At 65.2% G+C, this 12,763-nt stretch carries 9 protein-coding genes; all 9 read right to left on the bottom strand.

Features of this window, described 5'->3' with window-relative positions:
* Position 1: 1 nt before the first annotated feature.
* Positions 2-430 carry a 30S ribosomal protein S12 gene (locus tag NGM07_RS15020; protein WP_253513017.1) on the bottom strand — a complete coding sequence of 143 codons (429 nt, stop codon included), beginning with the start codon at positions 428-430 and terminating at the stop codon, positions 2-4.
* A gap of 511 nt (positions 431-941) precedes the next feature.
* The gene (locus tag NGM07_RS15015; RefSeq protein ID WP_253513015.1) at positions 942-2,666 is read right to left on the bottom strand and encodes a pyrroloquinoline quinone-dependent dehydrogenase; all 1,725 of its coding nucleotides are present in this window, start codon (positions 2,664-2,666) and stop codon (positions 942-944) included.
* Positions 2,663-3,607, bottom strand: a complete 945-nt coding sequence (locus tag NGM07_RS15010; RefSeq protein WP_253513013.1) for a hypothetical protein — start codon at positions 3,605-3,607, stop codon at positions 2,663-2,665. Before NGM07_RS15010 ends, NGM07_RS15015 begins: the two co-directional genes overlap by 4 nt.
* A gap of 769 nt (positions 3,608-4,376) precedes the next feature.
* Positions 4,377-4,823 carry a NusA-like transcription termination signal-binding factor gene (locus NGM07_RS15005; RefSeq protein WP_253513012.1) on the bottom strand — a complete coding sequence of 149 codons (447 nt, stop codon included), beginning with the start codon at positions 4,821-4,823 and terminating at the stop codon, positions 4,377-4,379.
* 7 nt (positions 4,824-4,830) lie between these two features.
* Positions 4,831-6,024, bottom strand: a complete 1,194-nt coding sequence (gene rpoA2 / locus NGM07_RS15000) for a DNA-directed RNA polymerase subunit A'' (RefSeq protein WP_253513010.1) — start codon at positions 6,022-6,024, stop codon at positions 4,831-4,833.
* A gap of 30 nt (positions 6,025-6,054) precedes the next feature.
* Positions 6,055-8,985, bottom strand: a complete 2,931-nt coding sequence (locus NGM07_RS14995) for a DNA-directed RNA polymerase subunit A' (protein WP_253513009.1) — start codon at positions 8,983-8,985, stop codon at positions 6,055-6,057.
* Between the two features lie 2 nt (positions 8,986-8,987).
* Complete coding sequence (gene rpoB / locus NGM07_RS14990) at positions 8,988-10,814, bottom strand: DNA-directed RNA polymerase subunit B (protein WP_253513007.1); 1,827 nt, start codon at positions 10,812-10,814, stop codon at positions 8,988-8,990.
* Between the two features lie 2 nt (positions 10,815-10,816).
* Positions 10,817-12,382, bottom strand: coding sequence for a DNA-directed RNA polymerase subunit B'' (locus NGM07_RS14985; protein WP_253513005.1), 1,566 nt, complete (start codon positions 12,380-12,382; stop codon positions 10,817-10,819).
* 1 nt (position 12,383) lies between these two features.
* The gene (locus NGM07_RS14980) at positions 12,384-12,611 is read right to left on the bottom strand and encodes a DNA-directed RNA polymerase subunit H (RefSeq protein WP_253513004.1); all 228 of its coding nucleotides are present in this window, start codon (positions 12,609-12,611) and stop codon (positions 12,384-12,386) included.
* Positions 12,612-12,763: the final 152 nt, after the last annotated feature.

The raw sequence follows: 12,763 nt of genomic DNA, 5'->3' as shown, positions 1-12,763 counted from the left end.
GTTATCGCACCGGTTTCTCCGCGTTACCGCGAACGAGTTCCTTCAGGCTCACGCCGTTGACCTTCTCGACCTTGTAGTTGACGCCGGAGAGGTCGCCCATCGCGCGACCCTTCGCGCCGCCGATGCCGGCGATGGTGACCTCGTCGTGTTCGTCGATGAACGAGATGGCGCCGTCACCGGGACAGAACGCGGTGACCTGCTTGCCGTTCTTGATTAGCTGGACCCGGACGCACTTCCGAATCGCCGAGTTGGGCTGTTTCGCCTCGACGCCCACTTTCTCCAGCACGATGCCTCGGCCCTGCGGCGCGCCTTCGAGGGGGTCGGACTTCTCCCCGAGACCGCGCTCGCGTCGGGCGTAATCGGAGTCGGACCACCGGTGGTTCTGGCGGTCCTTCTTCAGCTTCCGAGCTGCGTACTTGCCGTTCGCCATTATGCTCGTGGATTTCCGTTGGAGACACTTAAGCCTCCCTCTTTGCGGACGGAGTTACGGCTGTAGGTCGCTCTAGCGGGGTCGATTAACCGATTTGAGGCCGTCTCAGCGAATCGAATCGAAGCGTTCTGCGGGACGCTTAGGTTCGGTTCTTCGAGGAGAGTCGGTGGTTGGGTGTAAGAACTGTGTTATTGTGGGATACTATCTCAGGGACTCGCGCGACCTCTCGACGGTGGCTGCTGCTCGTGTGAACCGGAGCGCAGATGACGACCTCGACCGAGACGACCGACAGCAACTGCGACCGCTACTTGCACGATGCAAGTGAGTACCGCACCGCCCCGCGACAGCCACACGCCTCCCCAGCCGACTCCCTCACTCGCGCCGTCGGCGCTCGTTCAGTCATCCCTCGCGCGCATGGTCGCGACCCCAAACCGCGGCGTCGCGCCAGCGCGCGCCGCGTCGAAGGTGAAGATTCGAAAAGAGGATTCGGTAGTCCGGTCGGCGCTCTCGGTCAGTTCCCGCCTTGGAGCGAGAACACCCCGATGGTGTTCCCGTTCCGGTACGTCCGGAGGCCGCCGCCGCCGGCCTGCACCGCGACGTACTGCTTCTGGGTGCCGGGGTCGTACCAACTCATCGGCGAGGCGTTCACCGAGGCGTCGAACTTGTGGTTCCAGAGCCGGTCGCCGTTCTCGGAGTCGAACGCCATGAACTGCCCGTTGCCCTTTCCGACGAAGGTCAGTCCGGTGGCCGTGCTCATCGACCCGCCCATCGAGAACTGCCGCCACCGCTTTTGCCACTGGACCTCGCCGCTGACCGGGTCGACGGCCGAGAAGACGGCGCGGTTCCGGTCCCACTCCTCGGGCGGCGGTCCGGGGTCCTCCATCTCCGGGTAGACGGTGAACCCGCCGCCGAGGTACGTCGAGGGGTACTCCCACTGCGGGTTGGGGTCCCACTGGAACTTGCTCGGGTAGTTCATCGCCTTGATGTGGACGTTGCCCGTCACCCGACTGTAGGACATCGGGTTCCACTCCGACCCGCCGTCGGCCGACGGCATCACCCACGGCGAGTCCTCGTAGGTCTGCTGGGGCAGGTACCACATGTTGAGGTGCTGGCAGAACTCCTGGCTGCGCTCGTAGAGTTTGCCGTTACCAGCGTCGAGCAGGTAGTTCCACCCGGTCTTGCCGGGGTGGCTGACGACCTTGCGGTTCTGGCCGTCCACCTCGGTTTCGAACAGCACCGGCGGCGTCGAGGCGTCCCAGTCCCACCAGTCGTGGGGCACCTCCTGGAAGTACCACCTCACGTCGCCGGAGTTGGTGTCGAGCGCGACCACCGAGTCGGAGTAGGGGTTCAGCCCCGGGCGGACGATGCCGTTGACGTCCGGGCCGGGGTTGCCGACGTTGGCGTACAGCGTGTCGGTGTCGGGGTCGACGGTCACCGTCATCCAGTTGGTCGCCGCGCCGTTGCGCCACGAGTCGCCGACCCACTGCTCCTTCGGGAGCATCGAGGTCACCCACTCGCGCTCGCCGGTCTGGGCGTCGATGGACTCGATGAACCCCTGGACGCCGTACTCGCCGCCGGCGCTCCCGTTGAGGATGCTCCCCTTGTAGACGACCGGAGCCCACGTCGCGGAGTAGCCCCGGGCGGTGGGCGCGGAGCTATAGAGCCACTTCTGCTCGCCGGTGTATCGGTTGATGGCGACCACGTTGGCGTCGAGGGTCGTCATGTAGAGCGTGTCGCCCAGCACGGCGACCCCGCGGTTGTTCGACCCGCAGCAGTAGATGGCCGGCTTGCGCTCGCCACCCTGCTCGGACGGGGCGTACCGGTAAGTCCAGATGATGTCGCCGGTCCGGGCGTTGACCGCCCGGACCACGTCCGGCCCGTTCGTCTGGTACATGATGGGCGGGTCGGAAGGAACGACGACCGGCGTTCCCTCCAGTTTCCCGCGCTCGACGTCGGTTTCGACGCCGATGGTGTACTCCAGCGAGAGGTTCGAGACGTTCTCGGGCGTGATGACGTCGGCGGTCGTGAACCGCTGCTGGTGATAGCCGCCGCCGTACATCAGCCAGCTCTGGGGGTTCTCGCCCGAGTCCAGCAGCATCTGCTGGGTGACGTTCAGCCGCGGAATCCGCTGGCCGTCCTGGCGGATGGTCGTCGGGCCGTCCGCCAGGTACTCGACCGTCGTCCCGTCCTCGGTCCGCGTGACGCGGGCGTGGTCCTGCGGTTCGTCGGTGCTCATCTGGCGACACCTCCCCTCGGAGCACGCTCCTCGTCGGTTATCCTGAACAGGTCGGCCTCGATGTCCTCTTGGCCCAGTATCGACACCGCGCTCCCGGCCGCGAGCGCGGCGGTCAACTGGCCGTCAGAGAGCATCCCCGACCCCGAATCGGCCACGTTCCGAACGCCCTCGACGAGGAGGTACGTCCCCGCGAGCATCCGCTTGACGTCGCGGAGGCCGCGTTCGAGCATCTCGTCGGTCAGCAGCACCTCGCGCTGCCAGAGGTGCTGGTCGAGTCCGTCGATCCAGAGCAGCGACCCGCCGACCGCCCGCTGGTGGAGCGGGGCGACGTCCCCGGGGTCGTAGTCGTCCGGGTTCGCCGGCAGGGCCTCGGTCGAAACCCAGTTGGCAAGCCGCTCGTTGCGGTTGACCACGTCGACGACGAGGGCCGTCCGCTCGCGCTCGTCGAGTCCCGCCGTCGCCAGCGACCCGACCAGCGGTTCGGAGCGGATCAGTTCGGTCGTCGTCGCCCGGACGTGGTCGGCCGTGAACTCCGGCAGGTGCTGCTCGGCCGCCTCGAACAGGCCGACTGATTCGAGGTGTTCGTAGGCGTCCCACGCCGGTTCGGTCAGCGCGGCGTAGTCGGACGTCGGCTCGTCGGGAAAGCCGGCCTCCCGGAGCGCCGGCAGTTCCGCCACGGCCGACTCGATGCCGCCGAGCGCGGTCCCCAGCCGGTCGGGGTCGAGTTCGCCGGTCAGGTCCCCGCGGATGGCCTGACCCATCGTCGCGAGTTCCTCGCTGCCCTCCGCGCCGACCGCCTCGCGGACGTCGGCGAGCGAGAACTCGCTCGCGACCCCCACGCTGCCGGCCACGCCGAGTATCTTCAGGAAGTTACGTCTGTCTCGTTCGTCCACCGTCGGGACGGCGTCGACGCCGTCTGTGCGTTCGTTTGACATCCCCATTCCCAACGGAGAGTCGGTAGTGGTCGATATTTAGCTTCGGCTCGCGGCCAGTGGCAGTCCGCGTAAAATTACGAAGCGAACGCGTCGAACTGAGTGCGAGTTAGGCCTCGTGTAGAGCGTCGATTTTTACAACCCCTTCGTTAACGAGAAGCCTGCTTCGTCTTCTCCAGTAATAGTTATCACGACATCTTTCTTCTCGGTTCGAGAAATCGGATACCGTTTCTGACTCCGTTCCCCGGACGCAAAGATTATTTCGATGGCGTATCGACCGGGTGAAGGGAAGGATTTATCGAAGTTTCTCGTCTGACTTGGACCCAGTATCAAATGTTCAGAGAGGACAGAATCCCCAGAACTGATAGAATATACGACGAAATCGAACGACTGAGCCGTAGAAGTGTTATTTATTATTCTTACGAATCCTAGCGAATCGTCATTGAGAACAGGACCGCTACAGCCAGCAATCGATCCGAGGAGAGTACAGAGAATTGAACGACGGGACAGGGTGGAGGTATCAGACATATTCTAGCCTTACTCCCTCCCAAATATAACTCCTCGCAACGAACGAGATTGATTTCGACGGACGGTGTGGACCGTCTGGCACCTCGTTAGGTGCGTCGGCCGGTGATGTCGGTCGTGGCCGCTCGGGCTAGCACTCGTCACGCCGCCCCCCGTTTCCGCATCGACGACCGAATCGCAACTCGACCTTCGCGGCCCACGCGACCGAAGCGGAACGTAATCCGACTCGAAAACGCCCGAATAAAAACGATTCCTACGTCAACTGGATGTCGTCGATGTCGAAGTGACGCTTGGCCAACTGGCGCGCCACCGCGATGTTGCGCCCGCCCTCGCCGATGGCGACGCCGGTGTCGGCCGAGTCGACCTCGGCGTAGGCGACCGTGTCGTCGTTCTCGCTGATGGTGACGTTGTACACCGCCGCGGGCGCGAGCGCGTTGGCGACGAACCCCTCGGCGGTGTCGTCGTTCTCGACCAGCGTGACCGGCTTGCCCAGTTGGTCCTCGACCTGCCGGACCGTCTCGCCGCCCGAGCCGATGGCCTTGCCCATCTCGTCGGCCTTCACCAGGAAGACGACCCGTTCCTCGCCGTCGTCGTCCTCGCCGCCGTCCTCAACGACGACGCAGTCGCGGGCGGTCGCGCCCGTTTCGTCCTCGAAGAGCGCGATATACTGGCGGGCCGTGTCCGAGAGCGTGACGCGCATGTGCGGATTAGTCCGACGCCTCCGGTTCGGCGTCGCCGGTCATCGACCCCATCCGGAGGTCGACGTCGCCCGTTCCGAGCTTGATCGGCTTGCCGACGATGACGTTCTCGGTCACGCCGTTGAGGTCGTCGACCTCGCCGTGGATGGCGGCGTCGAGCAGGTGGTTGACCGTCACCTCGAACGCCGCCCGCGCCAGCACCGACTCCTTGCTGCCCGAGATACCGTGGCGGCCGATGGACTCGATGGTGCCGCGGTTGGTCATGATGTCGGCGACCAGCATCAGGTGCCGGACGTTCACGTCGTCGAGGCCCTGCTCTTCGAGGGTGTCCATCGTCTCCTCGATGATGGCCTCGCGGGCCGCCTCAATGCCGAGGTTCTTGCGAATCTCGTGGATGTTGTTACACGTCGTCCGGGAGGCGTCGACGCCCTCTATCTCCATGGCGTCGCCGAACGCCGACCCCTCGGTGTAGAGGACGAACTCCTCGCCGTCGTCGAGTTGCTCCTTGCGGATGACGACCCGGGTGACGTCCTCGATGCCCTTGAAGACGATCTCGCGGAGCTGTTCGACCAGCTGCAGGAGTTCGCGGTAGCTGGGCTGTTCGGGGCCGAACTCGATGACGGTGCCCTGCTGGTTCGTCTGGACGCCGAGTTCGTCCTCGATGATCTCGGCGACCTCCTCGGGCGTGATCATCCGCTCTTCGAGGGTGTCCTCGTTCAGGTTGATCGAGACGATCATGTCGGCGACGTTCGTCGAGATGTCGCCAAGCGCGAGGATCTTCGTCGCCTCGATCTGCCAGACGACCTCGTGGGCCTTCTCGCGGTCGGTGGCGTACTCGTCCTCGAGGTGGACGGTCATCATCGGCGTGTCCGGCGTCTTCCGGGCGTCCACGAGTTCGATGAGTCGCGGCAGCCCCTGGGTCACGTCGATCTCGGCCACGCCCGCGTAGTGGAACGTGTTCATCGTCATCTGGGTCCCGGGCTCCCCGATGGACTGGGCCGAGACGGTCCCGACGGGGTCGAGCGGGTCGACGCGGGTGTCGAGGTACCGGGTTTCGACCGCGCGGGCGATCTGGTCGGCCTGCTCGACGGTGACGCCGTCGCGGGCCTCGACGGTGCTGTACACCTCGTCTTTCAGCCGTCGCGGGAGGTCGGTGTCCTCCACGACGGCCTCGATGTCCTCGGATACGTCGTAGTCTGTCATGGTTTGGGTGAGATGGGTGTTGGTGTGGCGTCAGTCGTCGCTCTGGGCCTGTCGAGCGTCGACGTGCTCCGAGAGGTTCGTCGGCGGGAGCGCCTCGCCGAGGAACTCCTCCTTGCGGTCGTCGTCGCCGAACTCTTGGTCGAGGACGCGGTCGGCGATCTGGTCGACGTCGATGTTGTTGTCCTCGTTCGAGGAAACCATCACCGGACTGGTGCCGTCCTCGCCGAACTCAAACTGGACGATGGTGTCGGAGGTGTCCCGAACCGTGCCGTCGTACTGGGTTTCCAGTTCCGACAGCGCGTTGATGAGCCGGCGCTGGAGGTAGCCGGACTTGGAGGTCCGGACCGCCGTGTCGACCAGCCCCTCGCGGCCGCCCATCGCGTGGAAGAAGAACTCCCGGGGGTTGAGCCCGCCGGTGTAGGAGTGTTCCACGAAGCCGTGGGCCTCCGCCGAGAGGTCGTCGGGCTTGTAGTGGCTCAGCGTGCGGTCCTCGTAGCCGCGGTTGATGCGCTCGCCCCGAACCGCCTGCTGGCCGACGCAGCCGGCCATCTGGGTGAGGTTGAGCATCGAACCGCGGGCGCCCGACTCGGCCATGACCACGGCCGGGTTGTCGTCGGCGAAGTGGTCCTCGGCGATGTCACCCGCGGAGTCGCGGGCCTTCCCGAGCGTCTGCATGATCTTCATCTCCAGCGTCTCGTCGACCGTGCGGCCGGGCAGCGACTCGAGGTCGCCGTTCTCGTAGGTTTCGATGAGTTCCTCGACGCGGTCGTAGGCGTTGTCGATGGCCTCGTCGATGCGCTCCTGGGCCTCGACCGGGATGGACTCGTCGTCGATACCGATGGAGAACCCGAAGTGCATGATCGAGCGCATCGCCAGCGCCGCGACCTCGTTGATGAAGATGCGGGCGCGGGTGTTGCCGTACACCTTACAGATGGTGTCGACGATGTCGCCGCCGAACTCGCCGACCTCGTCCTCGGCGACCGTCCCTTCGATCAGCTGGCCGTCCTCGATGACGACCGGTTCGCCGACCGTGCCGGTGAACTCCATGTTGAGGTCGCTCGGCAGCAGCTCCGAGAAGATGTCCCGACCGGTCCAGTACGGCTCGCCCTCGTCGTCGGTGCCCGAGGGGTCGGGCAGTTCGTCGATGCGGGTCGCCCGCAGCAGGTCGAGCGCCTGCGTCTCGTTGAAGTGCGGATTCTCGTTGGTGAGCAGGTACGTCCCGGAGATGTGGTCCTGGATGGCGCCGATGATGTTCTCGCCGAAGCGCGGGCTGAGAATCTGCTCCTGGACGCGCATCAGCACGCGAGCTTCCGCGCGGGCCTCCTCGTTCTGGAGCGCGTGCATGTTCATCTCGTCGCCGTCGAAGTCGGCGTTGTACGGCGGACAGACGACGGTGTTGAGTCGGAACGTCTTGTACGGCATCACCACGACCTCGTGGGCCATGATGGACATCCGGTGGAGCGACGGCTGGCGGTTGAAGATGACGATGTCGCCGTCGACGAGGTGGCGATTGACCTCCCACCCGGCCTCGACCTTCGTCGAGAGTTCCTCGCAGTTCTTCTCGGTCACCTTCAGCCGGCGGCCGTCGGGGCGCTTGACGTAGTTGGCGCCCGGGTGGCCCTCGGGGCCGTTGGCGACGTACCGGCGGGCGTTCTCCTTGTTGCGCTCGGTGACGTTCATCGTCTGGGTCATCTCGCGGGCGACCCGTTCGGGAACGCCGACCTCGTTGAGGCTGAGCGTCGGGTCGGGCGAGATGACGGTCCGGGCCGAGAAGTTCACGCGCTTGCCCGAGAGGCTCCCGCGGAACCGGCCTTCCTTGCCCTTCAGGCGCTGGCTCAGGGTCTTGAGCGGGCGCCCCGAGCGGTGGCGGGCCGGCGGCGTGCCCGAGATCTCGTTGTCCATGAACGTGGTGACGTGGTACTGGAGCAGTTCCCAGAGGTCCTCGATGATGAGTTGGGGCGCGCCGGCCTCGCGGTTCTCCATGAACCGCTGGTTGATGCGGATGATGTCGACCAGTTTGTGGGTGAGGTCGTCCTCGCTCCGCTGGCCGTTGTCCAGCGTGATGGAGGGTCGGGCCGTCACCGGCGGCACCGGTAGGACGGTCAGAATCATCCACTCGGGTCGCGAGCGGTCGGGGTTGATGCCGAGCGTCGCGATGTCCGCGTCCGGGATGTCCTCGAACCAGTCGCGGATGTCGCTGGGCATCAGCTTGTTCATGTCCTCCTCGGTGAGGTCGATGGAGAGGGCCTTCTCGATGGCCTTCCGGTCGGCCTCGCGGGGACGGAACTCCCCGGACATGATGTCGTTGACCCGCGAGAGGTCGATGTCGGTCTGGTCGGCGAGTTCCTGTGGCGCCATCGGTTCGCGCTCCTCGTCCTCCTCGCCGTCCTCGTTCTTGCCCTGCATCGCCACCGCGATCTTCTCGGAGTACTCGCTGGTGAGGACCTGCTGGACCTCGTAGTAGGTCGTGGGCTTCTCGTGGTTGATGTCGTACTGGATCTCGCCGCAGTACGGACACCGGTCCTTCTTTCGGGCCTCGCGGATGGCGGCCTTCGTGACGTCGTTCAGGTCCTGGCCGAGTTCGCGGGTCCGGGTGAGTTGGGACTCGTAATTCTCCATCTCCTCCTCGGTCAGCAGGAGCCGCGAGCAGTTCCGGCAGGTCCCCCGGAGCAGTCGGCGGATGAGCTTCGTGAACCCGACGTGGATGACGGGCGCGGCCAGTTCGATGTGGCCGAAGTGGCCGTTACAGGACCCCGAGTGCTTGCCGCAGGTCTTGCACTCCAGACCGGGGTCGATGACGCCCAGTCGGGGGTCCATCAGCCCCATGTCGATGGGGAAGCCGTCGTCGTCGTAGGTGTCGGCGGTGATGATCTTGGTCGCCGACATCTCGCGGTACTCCTCGGGGTCCATCAGCCCGAAGCTGATTTCGCCGATCTCCTTGGGTGTTTGTCCGGTCGACATTGTTAGACTGCGTCCTCCAGTTCGAGTCGCGGGGCGATGCCGAGCGCCTTCATCTCGTCGAGCAGGAGCTTGAAGGCGTAGGACATCTCTATCTCGTGGATGTCGGTTTCTTCCTCGCAGTTCGGGCAGTAGACGCGGTTCTGCTCGACGTTCTCGACCGCGCTCATGCCGCACTGTCCGCAGACGTAGATCCACTCGCGGTCGGACTCGTCGAGCAGGCGCTCCTTGAGCGTGAGCGCCGCGCCGTGTCCGATGAGCACGTCGCGTTCCATCTCGCCGACCCGCAGACCACCCTCGCGGGCGCGGCCCTCGGTGGGCTGGCGGGTCAGCACCTGCACCGGCCCGCGCGAGCGGGCGTGCAGCTTGTTCGAAACCATGTGGTAGAGCTTCTGGTAGAAAATCGTCCCGATGAAGATCTCGGCCTCGATCTTCTCGCCGGTGACGCCAGAGTACATGGTCTCCTTGCCCGAGGACTCGTAGCCGCGCTCCTCCAGCGCGTTACGGAGTTCGTCCTCGTTCTCGCCGGTGAAGGCGGTACCGTCGACGCGCCGACCCTCGAAGGCGCCGACCTTCCCGCCGATCATCTCCAGCACGTGGCCGACCGTCATCCGCGACGGCAGCGCGTGGGGATTGACGATGAGGTCCGGCACGACGCCGTCCTGGGTGAACGGCATGTCCTCCTGGGGCGCGATGTGGCCGACGACGCCCTTCTGTCCGTGCCGGGACGCGAACTTGTCGCCGAGTTCCGGGATGCGCTCGTCGCGCACCGACACCTTCGAGAGCTTCGAGCCGTCCTCGCCCTCCATCAGGGTGACGGTGTCGACGACGCCGGACTCGCCCGAACGCATCGTGACGGAGGTTTCCCGGCGCTTCTGCGGGGAGAGGCCGCCCATGTCGTCGGGTTCTTCGAGGAACCGGGGCGGGCTGGTCTTGCCCAGCAGGACGGAGTTCTCGTCGACGTCGGTTTCGGGGTTGACCAGGCCGTCCTCGTCTAGGTGGTTGTACGCGTCCTCGCCGCGCGCGCCGCGCACGTCGTCGGACGGAATCTCGAAGCGGTCCTCTTGGCCGCCCGGATACCGGCGCTCCTCGCCCTCGTAGGTCCGGAAGAAGTGCGAGCGGGCGAGCGCGCGGTCCACGGAGCCGCCGTTGAGCACGAGCGCGTCCTCGATGTTGAACCCCTCGTAGCTCATTACGGCGACGACGAAGTTCTGCGCGGCCGGCCGCTCGTCGTAGCCGATCTGCTCGGTGGTCTGTGTCTTGACCATCGAGAGCTGGGGGTAGTGCAGCAGGTGCTGGCGGGTGTCGGGCCGGATGCGGTAGTTCGCGGCGGGCAGGCCCAGCGACTGCTTGATCATCCCCGACCCCATCGTAATCCGGGGCGAGGCGTTGTGTTCGGGGTACGGAATCATCCCCGCGCCGATGCCGAAGATGAGCTGCGGGTCGACTTCGAGGTGGGTGTGGTCTTCGTTCAGGTCGTCGCGGTCGACCGCGACGTAGATGTCCTCTTCCTCCTCGGCGTCGATGAACTCGACCTTGCCGCGCTCGACGAGGTCCTCGAAGTCCAGGTCGCCGTTCTTGAGCGCCTCGACCTCCTCCTCGGTGATGAGCGCCTCGCCCTCCTCGACCACCAGCAGCGGTCGGCGGGCACGGCCGGCGTCGGCGTTGATGATGACCTCGGCGGTGCGCTCCTTGACCGAGACGTTGACCATCTCGCTGACGTCGCCGCGTCGGCGGGCGTGTCGGACTTGTTCTGCGAGCTGTTCGGGGTCGGGATGCGTCCCGACCAGGCTACCGTTGACGTACACTTTGGCTTCTCGTCCCTGACTCATGGCTAGTCGTCCGCACTCGCTGTGGTGTTGACGCCTTCGATGCCGGGGATGCCCTCGACACCCATCGACGCCAGTTCCTTCTTCAGCCCCTGTTCGTCCTCGATGTTCTGTGAGAGCTCCATCGCCTGCGCGAAGTTCTTCACCAGCCCACAGTTCGGCCCCTCCGGGGTTTCGGAGGGACAGATGCGACCCCACTGGGTCGCGTGGAGGTCCCGGGCCTCGAAGTGAGGCTGGCTCCGCGAGAGGGGACTCCGCAGGCGGCGCAGGTGCGACAGCACGCCCATGAAGTCGGTCCGGTCGACCAGCTGGGAGACTCCCGAGCGGCCGCCGACCCAGTTACCCGTCGCGATGGGGTGTTCGAGCCGTTCAGTCAGCACGTCCGAGCGCACCACGGTGTTGACCGAGAGCTGTCGGTTGCGCATGTTGGCGCGTTCGAGCTGGTACTTCACGTCCCGGGCCAGTTTGTTCAGCGCGGTCCGGAACAGGTCCTTCATCAGGTCGCCGCTGACCTTCAGGCGCTTGTTGGCGTAGTGGTCCTTGTCGTCGGGTTCGCGCCGCTGGAGCGCGAGTTCGAAGCAGGCCTCGGCCATCCGGCAGAGGTAGTACGCCTTGTTGATGCGCACGTCCTCCTCCTCGACGCCCTCCTCGTGGAGGTGGGGTAGGAGGTAGCGGTCGATGACGTAGTTGGCGCGCTTGAGCTGGTAGTTCTTGCCCTGGCCGGAGGCGACCCGCTTGCCGAGCGATTCGATGGCCTCCTCCTCGGTCTGGACGTCGGCGGCCTCCAGGTTCTCGAGCATGAACTTCACGATCTCGGGGTCGTCGGAGACGCGGTGGACGATCTCCTCGTCGGACTCTAGGCCGAGCGCCCGGACGAGCGTGACGAAGTTGACGCTGCCCGAGACGGAGGGGAACGACACTTCGAGCAGACCGTCGCGGGTCCGCTCGACCAGCACGAGCGCCCGGTACCCCCGGCGCTGGCTGAACGTCTTGGCGACCTGAATCTCGTCGCCGTACTTGGTGTCGTACTCCGCGAGGATCTTGTTTGGCGCGAGGTCCTCGCTCGTCATCAGCACCCGCTCGGAGCCGTTGACGATGAAGTAGCCGCCGGGGTCGGCGGGGTCCTCGCCGATGTCGATGAGCTCCTCGTCCGAGAAGCCCGCGATGTTACACTTCTCGGAGCCGACCATGATGGGCATCCGGCCTACCTTGGTCTCCGTGGAGTCCACCACGCGCTCGTCCTCGCCCTCGCCCTTGACGATGCTCATCTCCATGAACACCGGCGCGGCGTAGGTGATGTTGCGCAGGCGGGCCTCCTGGGGGTAGAGCAGTTCCTCGCTCCCGTCGGCCTCCCGCACGCGTGGGGTCACGACGCGAATGTCGCCGAGTTCGACGTGGACGGGTTCCTCGTCTTCCTTGTCGCCGATGTCGGTGTCGATGGTCCCCTTCTCGCTCACGACCTCCTGCATCCCGCGCAGGAGGAAGCTGTTGAACGAGCGGTAGTGGTGTTCTGCGAGCCGTTCCTTCGAGAAGTACTCTCGTGAAATCGCGCGTCGGTCTTCCCGGTTCATTTTATTCTACGACGAGTCGGTATACGGTCGCGGTGTCGGTCGTTCGCGAGTCTCGCACGATCTTGATGACGTCGCCGATCTCGGCGTCGTCGGGCAACGCCGGGTCGGTGCGCTTTATCTTGGGTAGGTCGGTCGGTTTGATGTCGTACTCCTCCAAAACACCGTCTAACTCCTCGTCGTCGACGATGCTGTGGTCCGGAACCATGTTGTGTTGGCTTACGTCTACCATGTGTGGGGTGGTCTCTGCGCAGATGGAGAAATGGCTGTCACGAGATACTACAGGGTATTACTCGCGGAGTTCATTTAAGACTTGCTAAGTGCGCCGCAGACCGTCGTCTACCGGACCCCACTCGCGCCGGAGTACCCGACCGCGGGGAGGAT

The organism is Halorussus vallis (assembly GCF_024138165.1).
In the GTDB taxonomy this organism is placed as follows: domain Archaea; phylum Halobacteriota; class Halobacteria; order Halobacteriales; family Haladaptataceae; genus Halorussus; species Halorussus vallis.
The sequence above is the reverse complement of the archived record's forward strand: the minus strand, read 5'-3'. Positions and strand labels throughout refer to the sequence as shown.

Excerpts from the sequence above, each read along its gene's own strand:
- NGM07_RS15005 (WP_253513012.1), bottom strand. The coding sequence starts at position 4,823 with ATGCGCGTCACGCTCTCGGACACGGCCCGCCAGTATATCGCGCTCTTC.
- NGM07_RS14995 (WP_253513009.1), bottom strand. The coding sequence starts at position 8,985 with ATGTCGACCGGACAAACACCCAAGGAGATCGGCGAAATCAGCTTCGGG.
- rpoB (WP_253513007.1), bottom strand. The coding sequence starts at position 10,814 with ATGAGTCAGGGACGAGAAGCCAAAGTGTACGTCAACGGTAGCCTGGTC.
- NGM07_RS15015 (WP_253513015.1), bottom strand. The coding sequence starts at position 2,666 with ATGAGCACCGACGAACCGCAGGACCACGCCCGCGTCACGCGGACCGAG.
- NGM07_RS14980 (WP_253513004.1), bottom strand. The coding sequence starts at position 12,611 with ATGGTAGACGTAAGCCAACACAACATGGTTCCGGACCACAGCATCGTC.
- NGM07_RS15020 (WP_253513017.1), bottom strand. The coding sequence starts at position 430 with ATGGCGAACGGCAAGTACGCAGCTCGGAAGCTGAAGAAGGACCGCCAG.
- rpoA2 (WP_253513010.1), bottom strand. The coding sequence starts at position 6,024 with ATGACAGACTACGACGTATCCGAGGACATCGAGGCCGTCGTGGAGGAC.
- NGM07_RS15010 (WP_253513013.1), bottom strand. The coding sequence starts at position 3,607 with ATGGGGATGTCAAACGAACGCACAGACGGCGTCGACGCCGTCCCGACG.
- NGM07_RS14985 (WP_253513005.1), bottom strand. The coding sequence starts at position 12,382 with ATGAACCGGGAAGACCGACGCGCGATTTCACGAGAGTACTTCTCGAAG.